The sequence below is a fragment of the Haemophilus paracuniculus genome (assembly GCF_002015115.1).
In the GTDB taxonomy this organism is placed as follows: domain Bacteria; phylum Pseudomonadota; class Gammaproteobacteria; order Enterobacterales; family Pasteurellaceae; genus Haemophilus_E; species Haemophilus_E paracuniculus.
In genome coordinates this window covers 208852-228001 of sequence record NZ_MUYA01000004.1, presented here as the reverse complement: position 1 = coordinate 228001, position 19150 = coordinate 208852, and the positions used below count along the sequence as shown (strand labels likewise).

Here is a 19150-nt window from a genome sequence, read left to right as displayed (position 1 = left end):
TACAAATTTACCCGCTTGCAGGAGGATTATTTCACTACCACTGGTAGGAAACGCCGGCATTTATCGCCGTTTGTTTAACGGTTTTGCTTGCACGATGTGAAGCATCAAGATTCAAGGCAAAACCGTTATGCCATTGATAACCCACGCCTAGCCCAAGTTGCACTTGATTTGGTGATTTGACGGTATCCAATCTGAATGGTGAGCCACCATTAAAGCGTGCCGTTAGATCTTTTTCACCCGAGGTGGCAAGATAAGCCAATGAGAGTTTAGCCTGCATTTTGCCATTGGCGGTTGGTATTTTCGCAATCAGATCTGAACCTGCGGACAATTCTGTGGTGTTTTGTTTTAATGGTTCGGCAACTAACCCAGTCACGCCTGTTTCGCGAATTTCACTCTGTTTGGTGAACTGGTGGGCAACGCCAATTTTCGGCTCAATCGACCAGATGTCAGAAAGCGGTAACGTATATTTGAGTTGCGAATAGAGGCTAACACGATTTGCTTTGGCTTTGCTCTCAAATTTAGCGGAATCAAATCTGTTATCGATGGTTCGAGTGCCTTTCAAATCAAGCACGCCATATCCCACGCCAGCACTCAATGTCCAGTTGTTTGGATGGTAATTCAAGAATAAGCTAGCAAAATGATCGTTGCCTTTTAATTTATCTTGATTGATACCATTCAATGCGGTTTTGCCTGTGCCGAACGCCATCCCTAATGCAAGCTGATCCGTAACGCCATAGCGACCGGAGGTGAGTACGCCTGCGAATTGTGCGGAATCAACCACATGGCTAAAACGTTGTTTTTGATGGGGTGTAGCAGCATTCACTTGAATTTGCCCCTGCCCCAAAGGATTATCGCTGCTCAAAATCTGCTCACGGTAGCGAGAGCTGTTATCTTGTGCAAGGCGTGGAATACCGCCATAGATATTTTGCTTAACGGTTTTGGCAAGATATTGATTGACCGCTCGGTTGGCTTGTTCCGCCGATTTATCTTTGGTCGAAGCCGATTTCTCTAACATATTCACGCCAGTGCGTTGCCACGCTTGAATGTAGCTTTGGTAAGCGGCTGAATAGGATGTCGCAAAAGTGTCAGCTTTCGTTGCCGTTTGATTTTTAACCTTTTGTAAGCGTTCAAGCTCTGCTTTTTGTTTAGCAAGCTCTTGCTCCGCTTTGGCAAGTTGTTCGGCAGTTGTGGCTTGCGATTGTAGAGCCTTGCTAGCGGTCAGATCCGATTGATTTTTTGCCGTTTGTAAACGTGCCAATTCCGCCTGTTTATTGGCAAGCTCTTGCTTCGCTTTGGCAAGTTGCTCGGCGGTTGTCGCTTGCGATTGTTCAGCTTTGCTAGCGGTCAGATCCGACTGATTTTTTGCAGTTTGTAAACGTGCCAATTCCACCTGTTTGTTAGCAAGCTCTTGTTCCGCTTTGGCAAGTTGCTCGGCGGTTGTGGCTTGCGATTGTTGAGCCTTGCTAGCGGTCAGATCCGACTGATTTTTTGCCGTTTGTAAACGTGCCAATTCTGCCTGTTTATTTGCGAGATCTTGTTCCGCTTTGGCAAGTTGTTCAGCAGTTGTGGCTTGCGACTGTTGAGCTTTGCTAGCGGTCAGATCCGACTGATTTTTTGTCGCTTGCAAGCGTTCCAGTTCAGCTTGTTTGTTGGCTAAATCTTGCTGTAATTGATTGAACTGATCTTGTAGCTGGTTGGCTTGTTGATTCGCTTGTTCCAGCTCTTCCTTGGTTGGAGCAGGCGGCTCTGGGGCTTTTGGATTGATAACCAGTTTGCCCTCTTTTAATTCCACCGCTTGCACTGCATTGGAGGTACTAAATTTAACGCCATTTTCCTGATTTTCTAGCTGTAACTTGCCAAAACTTACTTCATAATTTGCCGGAGATTGCGCAATATCTACCACAAAATTTCCCTGCCCCGTTAAGGCAATTTTACCCGTGCGGTTATTATCGTAGAGGGCGTGTTGTGTTGGCGTCGGCACTTGATAGGTGAGGTTGCTATTCAGTGCAATTTGATCCGTACCGGTGATTTTCGCCTCTGCGGTAAAGGTGGTTGGTTGATTCACTTCGACGGTTTCCGCATTTTTGACCGCATAATCGACCCGAATTGGCGTGGTTGTTGGAGGCGGATTTGTGCTATCAACGCCAAATTTAAGGCGGTCATTTCCCTCGCCCATATCAAGGGTATTTCCATTAAATTTGACTGTTGAGGAAGCCATAGTGAGTGAATCATCACCGCCTTTAAGATCAATGTTACCGTTGATCTGGCTGCTTTTCCCTCCTAGGATCAGATTGTTGTTCTCTTGATTACCTAAAATGGCATAGGTCGGCTGATCTTGGTTTACATTGAAACCATTGGCATTTAAGGTGCTATCCATCAGGATTGCCGTCTGGTCGCTATTTAGTTTCAAGGCAGTTCGGAAGCCATTGATAATACTATCTTGAACGACAAGACCTTTATTGGCGACTAACGTCCCATTATTTAATCCAACGCCATTGATGATAGAGTGATTATAAAATGCCTCCGCGTTTAGTTCGCTATCTTTATTTTCTGAAACAAGCGGTGCGTTAATGATGTGATATTGCACGCCTTGTTTATTCGTAAAGGTAGAATTTTCGGCACGTTCCACGGAGCTAATATTCCCTGTGGCATCAAGGCGAACATAAATCCCTTTATTTTGCATTTGAGCTGGGGTGGCTTCAAAGTATTTATGCACCTGTGGATTATTATTTTCTAATTGATAGCCGCCTGTAATCATACGACCCGCCATAATCCCATAGTTTTCCACTTTGCCTTTGAAACCTGATTGATAAGTGGGTTGGCTAAAACTGAATCTGGAATCAATTTTGCCCTGTGCGAGAATGGCACTCAAACTGCCCGAAATGATCCCTGCATTTGTAATATTGGCATTAGTTTCGGCATCAATGCTGATCCCATTTCCGTTATTACGATAATCTACCCGTGTATTTTCATTTTGGGAAAAGCCTTGATAAACCTTGTTGTAACCACTGATCACCCCTTGGTTATCAATGTTGCCAAGGGTTGATTTAATTTTGGTCTGCTTGTTAGGGGCGAGCCACGGATTGCTATTTTGAGAGCCTGATTCGCCGTAAGTCCAAACGGAAATGCCATTACCGCTGGCGTGAACATCGGTTTGGCTTTGAACCGTACTCGCTTGATGATTAAGGTTGCTCTGTTTAGCCGCTGGGCGACTTGGCGCGAGCCAAGCAGAGAGGGACGATGAACTTGTTTGCGGTTTGGTTTCGGTAATTTCTGGCACGAAAACTTTACCGTTAGTTGCTCCGCCATAGACGGTCATTTCGCCTTTGATAATCCCTTTATTTTCCACATTCCCCAACGAGCTGGTTTCATTTTTGCCGTGTGCATAAACAGAAAGACCATTACCAGACGCATAGGATTGAGCCATTAGCACGCCCATTCCTGAGCCTGCTTTTAATTCACCTGAACCACTGATTTTGCCTGAATTGGTGACATTCCCAAGGCTAGATGAGGTGGTCGGCACGTTGTAATTATAAGAATCGGTGGTAACAGAAACCCCATTACCACTGCCATAAGCCACGGCATCAGAATAAAGATGATACCCTTGATAATTAGAGTTTTGCCCTGACACTTGGCGTAATTGCCCTACTAACTGCCCGCTATTTTCAATATCGCCGACTTTGGCAACCGTGCTATGTTTGGCATAACTTCCTGATTTGGCAAAAGCAGAAACCGCATTGCCCGAATTTGAAGAATGGGTGCGGGTATGGGTGATATTTTTACCTGCCAATAGATCGGCATTACCCAACATTGTGCCACTATTATTGATATTACCAATTTCAGCGTGATTTTGCTTCTGTTCAGAATAAGTGTAGCGATCAATCGTATTCACATAAGATGCTGCATTTAACGCATTACCCACTGCCGAAGCCACCACATTATAAAATTGTGGTTTATAGCTTGCTGTATGGGGAATGGTGATCGATTGATCCGCTTTGCCGCTAAATTTTCCTTCAATCGTACCGCTATTTTCCAATTTATCTAGCACCACTTTGGCGGTTTTGCCGTACATATCCGATTCAGCCGTTTCAGGCGTGAGAGGTAGGCTTTCCGTGCTTGCCGTTGAGCGAGTGCTGGTCGTGGCAGAGCGAACCGAGCGTGATGAAATACCCGTTGCACCGCTATAACCATCGACAACACCGTCCGCCCCTGCCTGCACATTGCTTTTACCGTAATCGGAGAGAGAAATAATCGAAATCCCGTTTCCGCTGCCAAAACTTTGCACATCACCGTGTGTTTCTGCTTTACCAGCGGTTAAATCGGCTTCCCCTAGAACACGCCCACTGTTGGTAATAGTGGTTAAATGGAAATCCACATCGCGTGGATTTGACGGAGCAGACCAACCGAGTGCATCAATGCCGTTTCCTTGGGCTTCCACCGCAATGGCACTGGCACGTTGTTCACTCGTTTGGGTTTCTCTACCTTCCGCAATCACTTTGCCGTGAATTTGCCCTTGGTTATTTGCCCCCGTTTGAATATCATCCTCATACCAAATAATCCGCACAGGATTACCCGAACGGTCAAATTCCCCTCGAATCCGTTCGTTTAAATCTTCGCTAGTAACCTGATCGATTTTCTCAACTTTCTCACCCACTGCAATTTGAGCGATTTTTCCTTTCCCTTGTTCATAAGCAAAGCCAGATACGCTTGCAATCGCCACCGAAATAGCACTTAACTTCCACAAGGCAGAATGGTTTTTATGTAAATTCATTAAAATCCCCTTTTATCAATAACATTAAATAGAGTGTGGATTTTAAGTTTTAAGAAAATGATAATCAATCTTATTTACAAATATGCATATTGGATATGTATTTTTATCCAGTTTTCTGCCATAATCAAGCGATGGTTTGGTGGGAAATTTTGAATGTCGGAAGTGCGAAAAATCATTCATATTGATATGGACTGCTTTTATGCGGCGGTGGAAATACGAGATAACCCCTCGCTGGTGGGTAAGCCGATTGCGGTCGGTGGTTCGCTCGATCAGCGTGGGGTGCTTGCCACTTGCAATTATGAAGCACGCAAATTTGGTTTGCATAGTGCGATGTCGTCCGCCCAAGCGTTGAAACGTTGCCCGCATTTGGTGCTACTTCCCATCAATATGCCGTTATATAAAGGCATTTCGGCACAAATTCATCAAATTTTCCGCCGTTATACGGACGTGATTGAACCGCTTTCCCTCGATGAAGCCTATCTCGATGTGAGCAATAATCCGCATTGTTTTGGCTCAGCAACGTGGATCGCCCAAGCCATTCGCCAAGCAATTTGGGACGAATTGAAATTGACCGCATCCGCTGGGGTCGCCCCTTTGAAATTTCTCGCCAAGATTGCCTCAGATCAAAATAAACCGAACGGACAATTTGTGATCCCGCCCGAAAATGTGGCGGATTTTGTGGCGAAATTGCCCCTCAAAAAAATCCCTGGGGTCGGCAAAGTTACCCACGAAAAATTGAAACAGCTCGGTTTTCACACCTGTGCCGACATTCAGCGGTCGGATCGTGCCACCATTTTGCACCATTTCGGCAAATTTGGGCAGCGATTGTGGGATTTTAGCCACGCCATTGATGAGCGAGGGGTGGAAGTCAATCGCCCGCGTAAATCGCAAGCGGTGGAAAACACCCTACTGGAAGATATTGACGATCTGAGCGAAGCGGAAAAATTTGTCGAAGAACTGTTTGAAAAATTGCGTTTCCGCCTTGAACGCAACTGGGGCGACAAGCCGTTGAGCGAATTTAAGAAATTGGGGATCAAGCTCAAATTTGACGATTTCACCCAAACCACTCTCGAAAAAACAACCGAACAAGGCTTTGAAAAAGCCCAATTTTTGGCATTACTCACCCAAATCTGGCAACGGCGAGACGGACGAAAAGTACGCCTAATCGGGCTAAACACCCATTTCCCTGAATCCAAAAATCCAGAAAAACCCAATCACGGGCAACTTGGATTGTGGAATGATTAAAACCTGTTGCAAGGGGTGGGATTTTGGGAAATTTCCCAAAAAAACCTTTCTCAACCATAAATCACATCCACCACAGCCTGTGCTGCTTGTTGATCGGCGTTGCATTGGATTTGTTGATGCAACTCGGTGAAGCGTTGTTTGAGGGCGTGGGTTTGGATTTTTTGTTCAGGATCGGTTGATAAATAACCGCTCAACGCCGCGGCTAAGTTTTCAGGGGTACATTCGTGCTGAATTAACTCGGGTACAAGCGGTGCATTGGCGAGTAAATTTGGCAACGAGATGTAATTGGTTTTGACCATCCGTTTCGCAATCGAATAGGTGAGCGGTTTCATTTTGTAGCCCACCACCATTGGCGATTTACACAACATCGCTTCCAACGCCGCTGTGCCAGAGGCGAGTAGAGTTGCTTCGGCGGCGATCATCGCTTGGCGAGCGTTGCCGTGCAAAATGTGCAGATCGAGATCAGGGGCGATTTTCGCTTTGATTTGGTTAAATTGGTCGATCCGTGTTTGATTGACCATCGGCACTAAAAATTGCAGGTCGGGATATTTCTGTTTGAGGATTTGAGCGGTTTTGAGGAATGGCTCACTTAAAAATGCCACTTCGCTACCGCGACTACCACACAAAATCGCTAGATAGCGTTGATTTTCGTCCAAATTCAAGGCTTGGCACGCCTCCGCACGGCTCGGTTTGAGGGGGATTGCGTCCGCCATTGTATGCCCGATAAAACGACACGGCACGTTAAAGCGGTCGTAAAAGGCTTTTTCAAAGGGCAGAAAGGCGAGGACGAGGTCGGTCGCCTTGCCGATTTTATGCACCCGATTTTGCCGCCACGCCCACACGGACGGGCTAACGTAGTGAATGGTTTTAATCCCGTTCGCCTTTAATTTCAGCTCGACATCAAGGTTAAAATCAGGGGCGTCAATGCCGATAAACACATCGGGTTTGAGTTCGAGCATTGTATCGATCACCTGCTTCCGCCGTTTCAGCAGGCGTGGCAAATGTTTCACCACTTCCGCCAAGCCCATCACCGCCAGTTCTTCCATATCAAACAGACTTTCACAGCCAGCCTGTTTCATTCGCTCGCCAGCCACCCCGACAAAACGAGCGTGAGGGTAGTGAATTTTAAGGGCAGAAATCAGCCCAGCCCCTAAAATATCGCCAGAAATCTCGCCTGCGACAATCGCAATTACGGGGGAATTTGTTTGCATAAATCGATCCATTTTGAAGTGAAAAGTGGGGGGGATTATAGCGTATTTTTGGTTCTGTTACTTTTTCTTTGCTTCGCCAAAGAAAAAGTAACCAAAAAGAAAGGCGACCCCAGACATTTTGCTGTTGTTTCGCTTGTTTCTAATTTCTGCGGTCAATTTGTAAACTCGCCTACTGTGTAGGCTCAAACAGTACAAATTGACCTTGAAATTGACGAAACGCTCAACGCAAAATGATGGGGGGATTTTGTTCGAGCAGAGATTTGGGTTTTGACGAATATTTATGTGAATTTTTAATGATCCCACCCCTTGCATTGAAATTAACCTAAAATTGGCGTAATTCTCGCCCATTATAACGGGTGGGAATATCAAACAACCAAATCGCCTTGCACTCGCAATCGGTTTCGGATAACCTTTCGCCACTTTTTCTTAAACTCGGAGTCAATGATGAAAAAAGTAACCCTTGCCATTTCGGCACTTGCCTTAGCGGTGAATACGGCTTCCGCTATTACTGTCTATGAAAACGAAGATTTAGGCACAAAAGTCGATTTTACGGGATCGGCTCGTTTGAAATGGACCAGCAACTCAAACAAAACCTCAACCGCAGCGGGAACAACCCGTGAGCATATCAATGAAGCGGTGAGAAATAACAGCTCACGTTTCGGCTTTAAAGCGAGCCAAGAGTTAGGTTACGGCTACTACGGGATTGGTCGTGTCGAATGGCGTTTCCGTGGCACATCTCGCTCACAACACGATTTTGACGATATTTACACACGCCAACTTTATGCGGGTATCGGCAACAAAAAATACGGCGAAGTACTTTACGGTAATATGACTGTGATTACCGATGAAGTGAAACAAACCGACCTACCAAACACATTAAGTCTCAGCGAGGGTTTATTAGTAGGTTCAGCTCGCCGTGCGTTACAATATAGCTACCAAGGCATCGAGGGCTTAAAAGTGGGTGGATTCTACGGCGACCGCAGCCAACGTGGCAACAACGGTTTAGATTTGGCCGTTGAGCGTAAAGATGTATGGGGTTTGGCGGCAATCTACAAGCACAAAATTGACGACAAACAAAGTGCCACCGTGGCAACGGGCGTAACTCGCGAGCGTTTTATGAACGATTCAAATCGTACCGCTTACTCACTCGGCACCAAATACACCTTTGACAAAACCACCCTTGGCTTAGACTTAGAGCGTAGCATCGGTAAAAACCAAAGCGGTATTTTGGGTAATAAACGCACCCAAAACCAAGTGAGAACGGTGGTTTACCAAAAAGTTACCGACCAATTAAACGCTTACACAATGTATGCGTTCAAAACCGACAAAACCTCAGCGAACAACCGCAAAGCGAAAACCCACGAATTTATGGTGGGCACAGAGTATTACATCGTACCGAAATACTTAAAAACCTTCGTAGAGTGGAAAACAGCAAGCACCAAAAACTACACCAACGGTGCAAAAACCTCAAAAGTGCGTGATAACACCACCGTTATTGGTGTTCGTGCGTATTGGTAATCAAAGTTCTTGATAACTTAATAATAAAAAGGCGGAAATTCCGCCTTTTTTATTGATTACTAACACCCTCATTCTGCAAAGGGAAAGTTTGTATTTATGAGAATCTGACTTAATTCGCTTGTGCAGATTTTTTCGCTTTGTGGGTTTTATGTTTGACTTTTTTGCCTTTTTTCTCGCCTTTGTGTTCAGGTTTTTCAAAGCCTTTTTGTTTCATACAATTTTCAACGGCAGTACGGTCAGCGTTGTTTTGGTGGCAGGCTTTTAAGGCTTGTTCCACTTCGGGATTTTTCGGGTGGTCTTTCATTTCCGCTGGTTTTTCAAAACCACGTTGCACCATACAATTCTCAAAAGCGGTACGTTCTTGACTTGTTTTACGGCACTCTTGCATCGCTTTTTGAAAAGCTGGGTTATCGTGTTTTGGGCGGTTTCCGCCTTGTGAACAGGCGGTCAATGCCAAAGCAACCACCGCTAAACCGAGTAATTTTTTCATAATTGATCCTTAATAAAAATGATAAAAAACAGGCAAAATGCCCGCTTGTTAGTAGAAAAAAGGGAAATTTAGTTCCCATTTCGCAGAAATTATTTTTTGTCAGATAGAATTCCTAAAAGTCTTCTTATTCTTTCCAAAGATTTTAAAATTTTGCAAGAAAAAATCCCCGTCATTTTGCGTTGAGCGGTTTCGTTAATTTCAAGGGCGATTTGTACTGTTTGAGCTTACGTAGCAAGCGAGTTTACAAATCGACCGTAGAAATTAGAAACAAGCGAAACATCAGCAAAATGCTCGGGGTCGCCTTTCTTTTGGTTACTTTTCTTTGGCGAAGCAAAGAAAAGTAACAATCTCAAACAAGCGGTAAGATTTTTGGGAATTTCCGTCAATCCTACCGCTTGTTTTGCCTATCGCATCGTTACAAACTCTTCCGCGGCGGTTGGGTGGATTGCTACGGTGTTGTCGAAGTCGGCTTTGGTGGCACCCATTTTGATCGCGACCGCAAAGCCTTGTAGGATTTCGTCCATTCCGAAGCCGATGCCGTGTAAGCCCACGATTTTTTGCTGTTCGCCGACACACACTAATTTCATTCGGCACGGTTGGCGGTGTTGGGTAACCGCACTGTACATTGGCGTGAATGAGGATTTGTACACTTTCACGTTGTCTGCACCGTATTGCTCAATCGCTTGCGGTTCGGTTAAGCCGATCGTGCCGATTGGCGGGTGGCTGAAAACCACCGTTGGCACGAGGTTGTAGTCCAAATGTTCGTTCGGTTTGTTGTTGAACAAGCGTTCTGACAAACGGCGACCTGCTGCCACGGCGACTGGGGTTAATTCGATGCCGCCTTCGATGATGTCGCCCACCGCATAAATGCCGTCCACATTGGTGTTTTGGAATTTATCGACTTTGATGTAGCCTTTTTCGTTGGTGGCAACACCTGTCGCTTCAAGGTTGATTACGTCTGTCGCTGGCTGGCGACCGATCGCCCAAATCAAGCAATCCACCGTTTGGCTACGTCCGTCTTCCAATTTGAGGGTGAGCGAGCCGTCCGCGTTTTTCACCACTTCTTGCGGAATCGCTTGGGTGTGTAGTTGAATGCCGTCTTGTGCCATTACTTCAAGCAAGGTTTCCACAATCAGTGGATCAAAGGTGCGAAGTGGGGCGTGTTGGCGAACGAATAAGTGGGTTTCTGAGCCGAGGCTATTTAATACGCCAGCGATTTCCACAGCAATATAGCCTGCACCCACCACCGCAACGCGTTTTGGCAGGGCGTTGAGGGCGAAGAAGCCATCTGAATCAATCCCATATTCCGCCCCTTTAATCGCTGGGCGAGTTGGGCGACCGCCTGTGGCGATCAAAATATGATCGGCGGTGATTTGCTCTTTTTCGCCGTTGGCGAGGGTAACTTCCACCGTGTTTTTGTTCACAAATTTGGCGAAACCGTTGATCACATCCACGTTGTTTTTGCCGAGCACGTTGTTGTACGAGGTGTGAATACGGCCGATGTAGGCTTCACGGCTTTCGATCAATTTGTTGAAGTCGAAGTGGTTGAGGCTCACGTCAAAACCATAATCAGGGGCGTAGAGTTTGATTGCCTCGGCGATTTGCGCTCCGTGCCACATCACTTTTTTCGGCACGCAGCCCACGTTTACGCAAGTGCCGCCGAGGTGTTTGGCTTCAATAATCGCACATTTTTTGCCGTAGCTTGCCGCTCGGTTAATGGAAGCGATCCCACCGCTGCCGCCGCCGATGGCTAAATAATCATAATGTTTCATAAATGTTTCCTTTCAAAAATTTGGTCAAATCTGACCCCTTGTTAGTGGTTATTTTGGTTGGCGGTTGCCGTTAAAATTTTATCCGTGTAAGCCATTCCAATCGCCGATAGAATAAAGACGCAATGGATTAAAATTTGCCATTGAATCGTTTCAACGGGCAGTTTTGGCACGTTGATAAAGGTTTGTAGCAAATTGATTGAGGAAATGCTGATAATCGCCATTGAGAGTTTCACTTTCAGCACCGAGGCATTAACGTGGTCCAGCCATTCGGGTTGATCAGGGTGGGAATCCACATTCAGCCGCGAAACAAAGGTTTCGTAGCCGCCCACAATTACCATAATCAGCAAGTTGGCAATCATTACCACATCAATTAAGTTCAGCACCGCTAACATAATGGTGTTTTCGTCCATTACGCCGAGGTTTACCACCAAATTCCACAAGGATTTGATGAATTTGTAGGCGTAAATCGCCTGCACCACAATTAGCCCTAAATAAATCGGTAATTGCAACCAACGGCTGGCAAAAATAATTTTGCTAAATAAATTTTGTCGAGTTGTTAAATCGGTTTTCATAAAAGGTAAGAGTCAAAAAACAAGCGGGTAGATTCTAGCAATTTTTAATAAATTTCGCTTGGAAAAATCAAAAATCTACCCGCTTGTTCGCTATTTTTTGAACGGTTCGCCGTTATAGGCGAGGGTATAATCGAGCGGTAATCGCACGCTTGGAATCGGTTGAGCGGCGGCTTTGCCGAGGGCGAGGATCATCACTGGCACATAGCGTTCCCCATCAAGATTGAAACTGTTTAGCACCGCCTCACGGTCGAAAATGCCGATGGCGTGGCTATCATAGCCCCGATCTTTGGCGATTAACATCAATTGCATTGATACAAGGCTGCTATCGATCAGCACTTGATCGCGAATCTGTTGTGGGGTTTGGCTGTTGTGCATATTGCTCAAAAATTCAAAGGAATTTTGGCGGGTGGCAGGGTGCAGATAACCTTTTTCCACCGCAAGATCTAAAATATCGCTGAGCAGTTGTGGATAGTGCAGATCTGCCAAAATCAACACCACCGCCGAAGCCGTTTCGCACGGCAGTTCATTGAATGCCACTTTGCCGTTGAGCAGGCTTTTTTGTTCGGGGCTGTCTAGCACCATAAATCGCCACGGTTGCAAGTTGGCTTTTGAGGGGGCGAGCTGGGCGAGGTTGAGCATTTCTTCCAGTTCTGCACGGCTGATTTTCGCATTGCGATCAAAGGCTTTGATCGTTTTGCGTTGTTGAATTGCTTGGGTGAGTTCCATATTTATGCTCCATTCAATTTAAAAATGAGATTGTGCAAACGCCTCCGCCGTTAATTTTTTGCCGAAATGACTTTCGATAAGGCGTGCCGTGATCGGGCTTTGCGGATTGAGCAAAATCTGTTTGGTTTCGTCATATTCCACCACTTCCCCTTGGTGCATTACCATCAATTTATCGGCTACGTGCTTAATAATGCCAAGGTGCTGCCCCACATAAATGTAGGCAATGCCGAGCCGTTGTTGCAAATTCAGCATTAGGTTGAGCAGTTGGGTTTTGACCGAAAAATCAAGGTTGCTCAATGTATCGTCTGCGATGATGATTTCAGGCTCTAAAATCAAGGCACGGGCGAGGGCGATCCGCTGTTTCTGACTGCTTGATGCGTCTCGAATCGGGATCAAAGCGTGTTCGGGATACATTCCCACCAATCGCAAGGTGTTGAAAATCCGCTCGTTGCGTTCCTGTTCTGATAAGCCCGTGGCAAGCCGTAATGGGGCATCGAGGATCTGCCCGATGTTGAGATTGGGATCAAAGGCATCATTCGGATCTTGAAACATCATTCGGATATGTTTGGCTCGGAAATCATAGTCGCCGAACCGCAGTTCCTGCCCCGAAAAGTGCATTGTGCCAGCGGTGGGTTCGGTGATCCCTGCGATCATTTTGGCGAGGGTCGATTTACCCGCTCCGTTTTCGCCGATAATCGCCAGCGTTTCTCGTCTTTTTAGCGAGAAACTGACCGCTTGCACCGCGTAAAAATCCTGCTGGCGGAACAGCCCGATGTGGTCGGTAAAGCGTTTACTGAGTTGATGAACGTCAAGTAAAGACATAGAAAAAATCGGTAAGGGCGAGTTTTGCACTCGCCCAAAGGTTAATTAGACATCGTAAGTGGTTGAGGCAGTATTGCCGCCACGCCCTGTCCAGTTGGTATGGAAAAATTCGCCACGCGGCTTGTCGGTGCGTTCGTAGGTGTGAGCGCCGAAGTAATCGCGTTGGGCTTGTAGCAAGTTGGCTGGCAAGCGAGCCGAGGTGTAGCCGTCTAAGAAAGTAATCGCAGACGCCATACACGGCATTGGCACGCCGATTTCAATCGCTTTCGCCACCACTTTACGCCAGTCTGCCAAACAGTTTTCCAAAATGCCTTTGAAGTAAGGATCTGAACCGAGGAACACTAAATTCGGATCGGCTTCGTACGCATCACGGATATTGCCGAGGAAACGACTGCGGATAATGCAGCCCTCACGCCATAATAATGCCGTGCCACCGTAGTTGATGTTCCAGCCGTTATTTTGCGAGGCTTCACGGATCAGCATAAAGCCTTGGGCGTAAGAGATGATTTTTGAAGCGAGCAAGGCTTTACGCACCGCTTCGATCCAAACGGCTTTATCGCCCTCCACTTTGCCGATAGTTTTGCCGAATAGTTTTTCCGCTTCTACGCGTTGATCTTTGAACGAAGAAACGCAACGGGCGAACACGGATTCAGTGATAAGAGTTAATGGAATACCGAGATCGAGGGCGTTGATGCCTGTCCATTTACCCGTGCCTTTTTGCCCTGCGGTGTCGAGGATTTTTTCCACCAACGGCTGACCGTCTGCATCTTTGTAGCCCAAAATATCGGTAGTGATGTCGATCAAATAGCTGTCGAGTTCGGTTTTCTTCCACTCGGCGAAGATCTGTTGCATTTCATCGTAGCCTAAGCCCAAGCCGTCTTTGAGGAATTGGTAGGCTTCGCAGATCAACTGCATATCGCCATATTCGATCCCGTTATGCACCATTTTGACGAAATGCCCCGAGCCTTCTGCCCCAACCCAGTCGCAGCACGGCTCGCCTTTGTCGGTTTTGGCGGCAATCGCTTGTAAAATTGGCTTAACGTGTTCCCACGCTTCAATGTTACCGCCTGGCATAATGGACGGTCCGTGTCTCGCCCCCTCTTCGCCACCCGATACACCTGCCCCGACAAAGCGAATCCCTTTCTCACGCAATGCGGCAACGCGGCGGTTGGTGTCAGGGTAGTTTGAATTACCGCCGTCAATAATGATGTCGCCCTCTTCCAAATGCGGCAGCAACGCCTCAATAAATTGATCGACCACCTCGCCCGCACGCACCATTAGCATTACTTTGCGTGGTTTTTCGAGCTTATCGGCTAAATCCTGCAACGAATATGCCCCGATAATGTTGGTGTCTTTCGCCGCTCCCATTAAAAATTCGTCCACTTTGGCGGTGGTACGGTTATATGCCACGACTTTAAAACCCTTGTCGTTCATATTTAAAATCAAGTTTTGCCCCATCACGGCTAACCCGATGACGCCAATATCGCCTTTCACTGACATTTTTTGCTCCTGTTAGATTATTGAAATGGTTTGCGGAAAATTTTAAAAAATCTGACCGCTTGTAATGTTTTATTTGTGAGGACGCCAGCTTGGCGTCCCTACCTGAGATTGTGCGAACGCTGTTTGCACTTTATGTTTACAGCAACTTCCCCGCCTCTTGGTCGAGATACCACTCGGTAATCCCATTTTTCGCTTGGATTTTTGCTGCGGGGTAAGGCAGTTGATCTGCTGGGGTGGTTTTGATTTCTTTTAAAATTTCTGCCTTGCTTTCGCCCGTAACCAAATAGGTGATCCGTTTTGCCTTTTCAAGTAAAGTCGCCGTTTTGGAAATGCGGATCTGACCGCTTTCGGGGTGTTTGGCGATTACGGCAGGATTGGGATCGTCAAAATCCGTTTGGTGTGGGAATAGTGAAGCGGTGTGTCCGTCCGTTCCCATTCCTAAAATAATCCAATCAAAGGCTAAATCTGGCACGCAAGCGGTCAGTTCCTGTGAAAATCTGGTTAGCTCTTGTGCCACCTCGTTTTCGCCCCGAATGCGGTGGATATTTTCCGCAGGGATTTGTACCTTGTCGAACAGCAATTTTTGCACTTCGCCGTAGTTACTTTCAGGATCATTCGGCTCAACCATTCGCTCATCGCCCCACCAAAAATGCAGATTTTGCCACGCAATTTCTTGATTGAACGGGGCTTCGGCGAGGGTTTTAAACAGTAATTTAGGGGTGCTGCCGCCCGAGAGGGAAATATGCACGGGGCGGTTTTCACGGCTTAACGCCAAAAATTGTTGAGCGATTTGCTCAACCGCCGCTTGGGCGGTCTCAAAAATAGTGGTGTTCATTTTTATTGCCCTTAAATTTTCTTTTTCATTTCGCCAGTTGGTTTCCGCCACACTCTGCCGTGTTTGGCGATCAGTTTATCCGCTTCCGTTGGACCCCAAGTTCCCGCTTCGTATTCGTACACTCTACCGCGTTCGGCTTTGTAGTCGAGGATCGGTTGCACAAATTTCCAGCAGGCGTGCACCGCGTCAGTACGAGCGAATAAGGTCGCATCGCCTTTCATTGCGTCTAATAGCAAGCGTTCGTAAGCGGTCAGCAAACTCGGCGAGGCGAGATCGGCGTAGCGAAAATCCATTGAAACCTCTTTCGCCTCAAAGCCTGCCCCTGGTTTTTTCAAACCGAATCGCATTGAAATGCCCTCATCGGGCTGAATGCGGATAATCAATTTATTGTCGGGGGCGTTTTGGCTAAATACGGGGTGAGGGGTGGTTTTGAAATGGATCACCACTTCCGTTACCCGAGTCGGCATTCGCTTGCCCGAACGCACATAAAACGGCACGCCTGCCCAACGCCAGTTGTCGATTTCGCAACGCAACGCCATATAGGTTTCGGTCAAGGAATCCGCTGGCACGCCTTTTTCTTCAAGGTAGCCCTGCACTTCTTCGCCGTTCACTTCGCCTCGCACATATTGCCCTAGCACCAAATTATTTTTCACGTCTTCGACACTCAATGGGTGCAAGCAGTGCAACACTTTCGCCACTTCATCACGCATTGAATCAGCGTTGATGATCGCAGGCGGTTCCATCGCCACCATTGCCAACACTTGCAACAAGTGGTTTTGGAACATATCACGCATCGCCCCCGAGCCGTCATAGTAACCGCCTCGGTCTTCCACGCCAATCGATTCCGCCCCTGTGATTTCCACATAGTCGATAAAATTGCGGTTCCAAAGGGGTTCAAATAAGCCGTTTGAGAAACGTAAAACGAGCAAATTTTGTACGGTTTCTTTGCCGAGATAGTGGTCGATACGGTAGATTTGATGTTCTTCAAAGAAACGGTGGATCTGCACGTCCAGCTCTTTGGCGGTTTTGATGTCGTAGCCGAACGGTTTTTCCACGATAATCCGTTTCCAGCCAAATTCTTCGGTGTTCAAGCCGTGAGCTGCCAAACATTCGGGGATCACGCCATACAGGCTCGGCGGGGTGGAAAGGTAGTAGAGGGTGTTGCCGCCCGTTTGATATTTATCGTGCAACTCGTCAAGGCGTGGCAAAAGTTTGCCGTAATCGACAGGGTCGGACGTATTGACCGCTTGATAGTAAAGGTGTTGGCAAAAATTTTCGAGCATCTCACCGCTTGCATTTTCGCTTTTGATCAGGGCTTGACGCATTTTTTCACGGAAACTGTCGTCCGTCATCTCGGTGCGAGACACGCCCAGCACGGAAAAATGTTCCGCCAGCCTGCCGATTTTGTAAAGATTATAGAGGGCAGGGATCAATTTACGATAAGTCAGGTCGCCTGACGCCCCGAAAATCACGATACAGTTATTGTCTGCGATCATTATTTATCTGTCCTTGTTTTTAAAAATTTGCGTACTATGCAACATTTCGCCCGAAAAAGCGAATGGTTATTACCGATTGAAACGAAAGATATTTTGCCACTCGCCTTGGCGGTTGCCGACCATCACAAAATGCGGATTGACAAAGGTTTCTCGCCGATTGTAACTCAACGGCTCAAACGCCAAATTGAAAATCGCCCCACCGATTTCCGCCAGCAAAATTTCCGCAGCGGCGGTGTCCCACTCGCCCGTGTCGCCGAGTCGCACATAGCAATCGGCAACGCCTTCCGCCACCAAACCTGCTTTCAAACTGCTTGAACCATACTGCACAAAGCTCGCCTGATACGGTGGCTGAACGCTCGCCAAAATTTTTGGCTGGTGGGAAGTGCCGACCGCAATTTTAAAGGAATGAGCAGGCAACGGACGCGGTGCAAGCGGTAGGATTTCGCCATTTTTTTGCAAAAATGCCCCGAAGCCCTGCATTGCGTAGTAAGTTTTGCTGAGTTGTGGAGCGTGAATCACGCCTAACACAGGGCGATTGTGCTGTACCAACGCAATCACCACCGCAAATTGATCGGTACGGTCAATGAATTGTTGCGTGCCGTCTAGCGGATCGATAATCCAATACTGTTGCCAGTTGGCTCGTTCAGCGAGGGGAATGTTGCAATTTTCTTCCGACAAAATCGGCACATCAGGCGTGAGGGCTTGCAACTGCTCGATCACAAACTGGCTGATAAAGAGATCCGCTTCGGTAACGGGGGTTTTGTCCGATTTAATCTGCACCGCCACCGAACGAGCGTAAAACCGTTGCAAATGCTCGCCAGCTTGGTGGGCGATCTTGATCACGGCGTGAAGTAGCGAAGATGTCAGCATATTACCCCTTGGTTTGGTTGAGATAATCCCGTAACAAAAATAACGCCGACAAATTGCGAGATTCGGCAAAAGCTGGATCGGCTAATAATTCATCAATTTTAGCCAGCGGATAACGCACGATTTCCAACGGCTCAGGCTCATCGCCCGTTAATTGAGAGGGATAAAGATCGGTCGCTACAAACAAGTGCATTAAGCCGTACATATGGCTCGGCGAGGAATAGAGCGTCCGCAACGGCACAAGGCTTTTCGCCCCAAAGCCGATTTCCTCTTGCAATTCGCGGTTGGCACTCTCAATCGGCTGTTCGCCCTGATCGACAATCCCTTTCGGGAACGTGAGTTCATAACGTTCCGGCCCGACCGCATATTCTTTCACAAAAATAAGATGATCTTCGTGGATCGGCAACACCATTACCGAAGATCGGCGTTGCGGGGTAAGGCGTTCGTAGGTGCGAAGTTCGCCGTTGGAAAAACGCAAATCGACCGCTTGCACCGAGAAAATTCGGCTTTTGGCGACCGTTTTAATCGAAAGGATTTCAGGGGGCTGTTTGGTTATCATCGTGATTCTCGCAGTTGTAAATGGCGAAATAGTTGGGCTTTTTCCGCATCGGATAGGATTTTATATTCCCCCGCATTCAGATCGTCAAGGGCAAATTGCCCGATCCGCACTCGAATTAACCGCAGGGTAGGAAAACCGATGTGTGCCGTCATCCGCCGCACTTGGCGATTTTTGCCCTCGCTAATCGTCAATTCAAGCCAGCTGGTTGGAATGGTTTTGCGTTCCCGAATTTTCGGGGCGGTTGCCCAGTTAAAATCGGGCGGATCAATCGGGCGAACGTGGGCTGGCTTGGTTAAACCGTCTTTCAAGATCACCCCTTTTTCGAGTTTGGCGAGATCGTCCGACTGCGGTTCGCCCTCAACTTGCACCCAGTAGGTTTTGGCTTTTTCAAAACGAGGGTGGGCGAGCCGATGCTGAATTTCGCCGTTGTTGGTCAGCAACAAAAGCCCCTCACTATCTCGATCCAACCGCCCCACAGGGTAAATCTGCGGAATGGGGATAAAATCTTTCAGCGTCTGCCGCCCTTGCTCGTCCGTAAATTGGGTCAGCACATCATAGGGCTTATTAAACAGCACCACCACCGTATCCGCCAATGCAAGGGGTAGCTTTTTGATTTTTTTCCGATCCCCTTGAACCGCTTGCGAACGGCGAGTAGAAGAACGAAAGGCAGTGCGATTTGAACGAGCTTTGAACATCATTTCCCCTCATAAACGCGGGCAATTATACACGGATTTGGTTGATTTTGAATGGCTACTTTTGAGTAGTT

General features: G+C 47.2%; 15 protein-coding genes. 2 read left to right on the top strand and 13 right to left on the bottom strand.

Annotated features, from left to right (window positions below; genetic code table 11):
- Nucleotides 1-34: 34 nt before the first annotated feature.
- Nucleotides 35-4771, bottom strand: coding sequence for an autotransporter domain-containing protein (locus B0187_RS03700; RefSeq protein WP_078236510.1), 4737 nt, complete (start codon nucleotides 4769-4771; stop codon nucleotides 35-37).
- 153 nt (nucleotides 4772-4924) lie between these two features.
- Between B0187_RS03700 and dinB the strand changes: the two genes are divergently transcribed.
- Entirely contained in the window at nucleotides 4925-6016 is a 1092-nt protein-coding gene (dinB, locus tag B0187_RS03695) for a DNA polymerase IV (RefSeq protein WP_078236509.1), read from the top strand.
- Nucleotides 6017-6066: 50 nt separating this feature from the next.
- On the opposite strand, the gene lpxB is transcribed toward dinB, so the two are convergent.
- A complete protein-coding gene (gene lpxB / locus B0187_RS03690; RefSeq protein WP_078236508.1) occupies nucleotides 6067-7227 on the bottom strand; it encodes a lipid-A-disaccharide synthase in 1161 nt (386 codons plus the stop codon).
- Between the two features lie 444 nt (nucleotides 7228-7671).
- Here lpxB and B0187_RS03685 point away from each other — a divergent pair, with 444 nt between their 5' ends.
- Nucleotides 7672-8745 carry a porin gene (locus B0187_RS03685; RefSeq protein ID WP_078236507.1) on the top strand — a complete coding sequence of 358 codons (1074 nt, stop codon included), beginning with the start codon at nucleotides 7672-7674 and terminating at the stop codon, nucleotides 8743-8745.
- 109 nt (nucleotides 8746-8854) lie between these two features.
- Here the strand turns inward: B0187_RS03685 and B0187_RS03680 are convergent, their stop codons facing one another.
- From B0187_RS03680 to B0187_RS03630, 11 genes are all read right to left on the bottom strand, one after another.
- A complete protein-coding gene (locus B0187_RS03680) occupies nucleotides 8855-9235 on the bottom strand; it encodes a hypothetical protein (RefSeq protein ID WP_078236506.1) in 381 nt (126 codons plus the stop codon).
- Between the two features lie 404 nt (nucleotides 9236-9639).
- Complete coding sequence (gene gorA, locus B0187_RS03675; RefSeq protein WP_078236505.1) at nucleotides 9640-11007, bottom strand: glutathione-disulfide reductase; 1368 nt, start codon at nucleotides 11005-11007, stop codon at nucleotides 9640-9642.
- Between the two features lie 41 nt (nucleotides 11008-11048).
- Nucleotides 11049-11579 (bottom strand): TIGR00645 family protein, encoded by a 531-nt coding sequence (locus tag B0187_RS03670; protein ID WP_078236504.1) that lies wholly within the window; start codon nucleotides 11577-11579, stop codon nucleotides 11049-11051.
- Nucleotides 11580-11669: 90 nt separating this feature from the next.
- On the bottom strand, nucleotides 11670-12305 hold the full coding sequence (locus tag B0187_RS03665; RefSeq protein WP_078236503.1) for a nitroreductase family protein: 636 nt from the start codon (nucleotides 12303-12305) through the stop codon (nucleotides 11670-11672).
- An 18-nt stretch (nucleotides 12306-12323) separates the two neighbouring features.
- On the bottom strand, nucleotides 12324-13127 hold the full coding sequence (locus tag B0187_RS03660) for a peptide ABC transporter ATP-binding protein (protein WP_078236502.1): 804 nt from the start codon (nucleotides 13125-13127) through the stop codon (nucleotides 12324-12326).
- Between the two features lie 45 nt (nucleotides 13128-13172).
- Nucleotides 13173-14627: a decarboxylating NADP(+)-dependent phosphogluconate dehydrogenase gene (gene gnd, locus B0187_RS03655; protein ID WP_078236501.1), complete on the bottom strand. Its 1455-nt coding sequence runs from the start codon at nucleotides 14625-14627 to the stop codon at nucleotides 13173-13175.
- A gap of 136 nt (nucleotides 14628-14763) precedes the next feature.
- Nucleotides 14764-15462, bottom strand: a complete 699-nt coding sequence (gene pgl, locus B0187_RS03650) for a 6-phosphogluconolactonase (RefSeq protein WP_078236500.1) — start codon at nucleotides 15460-15462, stop codon at nucleotides 14764-14766.
- 11 nt (nucleotides 15463-15473) lie between these two features.
- Nucleotides 15474-16958 (bottom strand): glucose-6-phosphate dehydrogenase, encoded by a 1485-nt coding sequence (gene zwf, locus B0187_RS03645; protein WP_078236499.1) that lies wholly within the window; start codon nucleotides 16956-16958, stop codon nucleotides 15474-15476.
- A 69-nt stretch (nucleotides 16959-17027) separates the two neighbouring features.
- Nucleotides 17028-17828 (bottom strand): 3'(2'),5'-bisphosphate nucleotidase CysQ, encoded by an 801-nt coding sequence (cysQ, locus tag B0187_RS03640; protein WP_078236498.1) that lies wholly within the window; start codon nucleotides 17826-17828, stop codon nucleotides 17028-17030.
- 1 nt (nucleotide 17829) lies between these two features.
- The gene (gene nudE / locus B0187_RS03635; protein ID WP_078236497.1) at nucleotides 17830-18384 is read right to left on the bottom strand and encodes an ADP compounds hydrolase NudE; all 555 of its coding nucleotides are present in this window, start codon (nucleotides 18382-18384) and stop codon (nucleotides 17830-17832) included.
- On the bottom strand, nucleotides 18381-19079 hold the full coding sequence (locus B0187_RS03630; RefSeq protein WP_425432435.1) for a pseudouridine synthase: 699 nt from the start codon (nucleotides 19077-19079) through the stop codon (nucleotides 18381-18383). The genes nudE and B0187_RS03630 overlap by 4 nt, the downstream gene beginning before the upstream one ends.
- Between the last annotated feature and the right edge of the window lie 71 nt (nucleotides 19080-19150).

What these genes read in the sequence shown, in the direction of transcription:
- B0187_RS03685 (WP_078236507.1), top strand. Translation starts at nt 7,672, where the DNA reads ATGAAAAAAGTAACCCTTGCCATTTCGGCACTTGCCTTAGCGGTGAAT.
- cysQ (WP_078236498.1), bottom strand. Translation starts at nt 17,828, where the DNA reads ATGCTGACATCTTCGCTACTTCACGCCGTGATCAAGATCGCCCACCAA.
- pgl (WP_078236500.1), bottom strand. Translation starts at nt 15,462, where the DNA reads ATGAACACCACTATTTTTGAGACCGCCCAAGCGGCGGTTGAGCAAATC.
- B0187_RS03630 (WP_425432435.1), bottom strand. Translation starts at nt 19,079, where the DNA reads ATGTTCAAAGCTCGTTCAAATCGCACTGCCTTTCGTTCTTCTACTCGC.
- B0187_RS03700 (WP_078236510.1), bottom strand. Translation starts at nt 4,771, where the DNA reads ATGAATTTACATAAAAACCATTCTGCCTTGTGGAAGTTAAGTGCTATT.
- zwf (WP_078236499.1), bottom strand. Translation starts at nt 16,958, where the DNA reads ATGATCGCAGACAATAACTGTATCGTGATTTTCGGGGCGTCAGGCGAC.
- lpxB (WP_078236508.1), bottom strand. Translation starts at nt 7,227, where the DNA reads ATGCAAACAAATTCCCCCGTAATTGCGATTGTCGCAGGCGAGATTTCT.
- dinB (WP_078236509.1), top strand. Translation starts at nt 4,925, where the DNA reads ATGTCGGAAGTGCGAAAAATCATTCATATTGATATGGACTGCTTTTAT.
- B0187_RS03660 (WP_078236502.1), bottom strand. Translation starts at nt 13,127, where the DNA reads ATGTCTTTACTTGACGTTCATCAACTCAGTAAACGCTTTACCGACCAC.
- B0187_RS03670 (WP_078236504.1), bottom strand. Translation starts at nt 11,579, where the DNA reads ATGAAAACCGATTTAACAACTCGACAAAATTTATTTAGCAAAATTATT.
- gnd (WP_078236501.1), bottom strand. Translation starts at nt 14,627, where the DNA reads ATGTCAGTGAAAGGCGATATTGGCGTCATCGGGTTAGCCGTGATGGGG.
- gorA (WP_078236505.1), bottom strand. Translation starts at nt 11,007, where the DNA reads ATGAAACATTATGATTATTTAGCCATCGGCGGCGGCAGCGGTGGGATC.
- nudE (WP_078236497.1), bottom strand. Translation starts at nt 18,384, where the DNA reads ATGATAACCAAACAGCCCCCTGAAATCCTTTCGATTAAAACGGTCGCC.
- B0187_RS03665 (WP_078236503.1), bottom strand. Translation starts at nt 12,305, where the DNA reads ATGGAACTCACCCAAGCAATTCAACAACGCAAAACGATCAAAGCCTTT.
- B0187_RS03680 (WP_078236506.1), bottom strand. Translation starts at nt 9,235, where the DNA reads ATGAAAAAATTACTCGGTTTAGCGGTGGTTGCTTTGGCATTGACCGCC.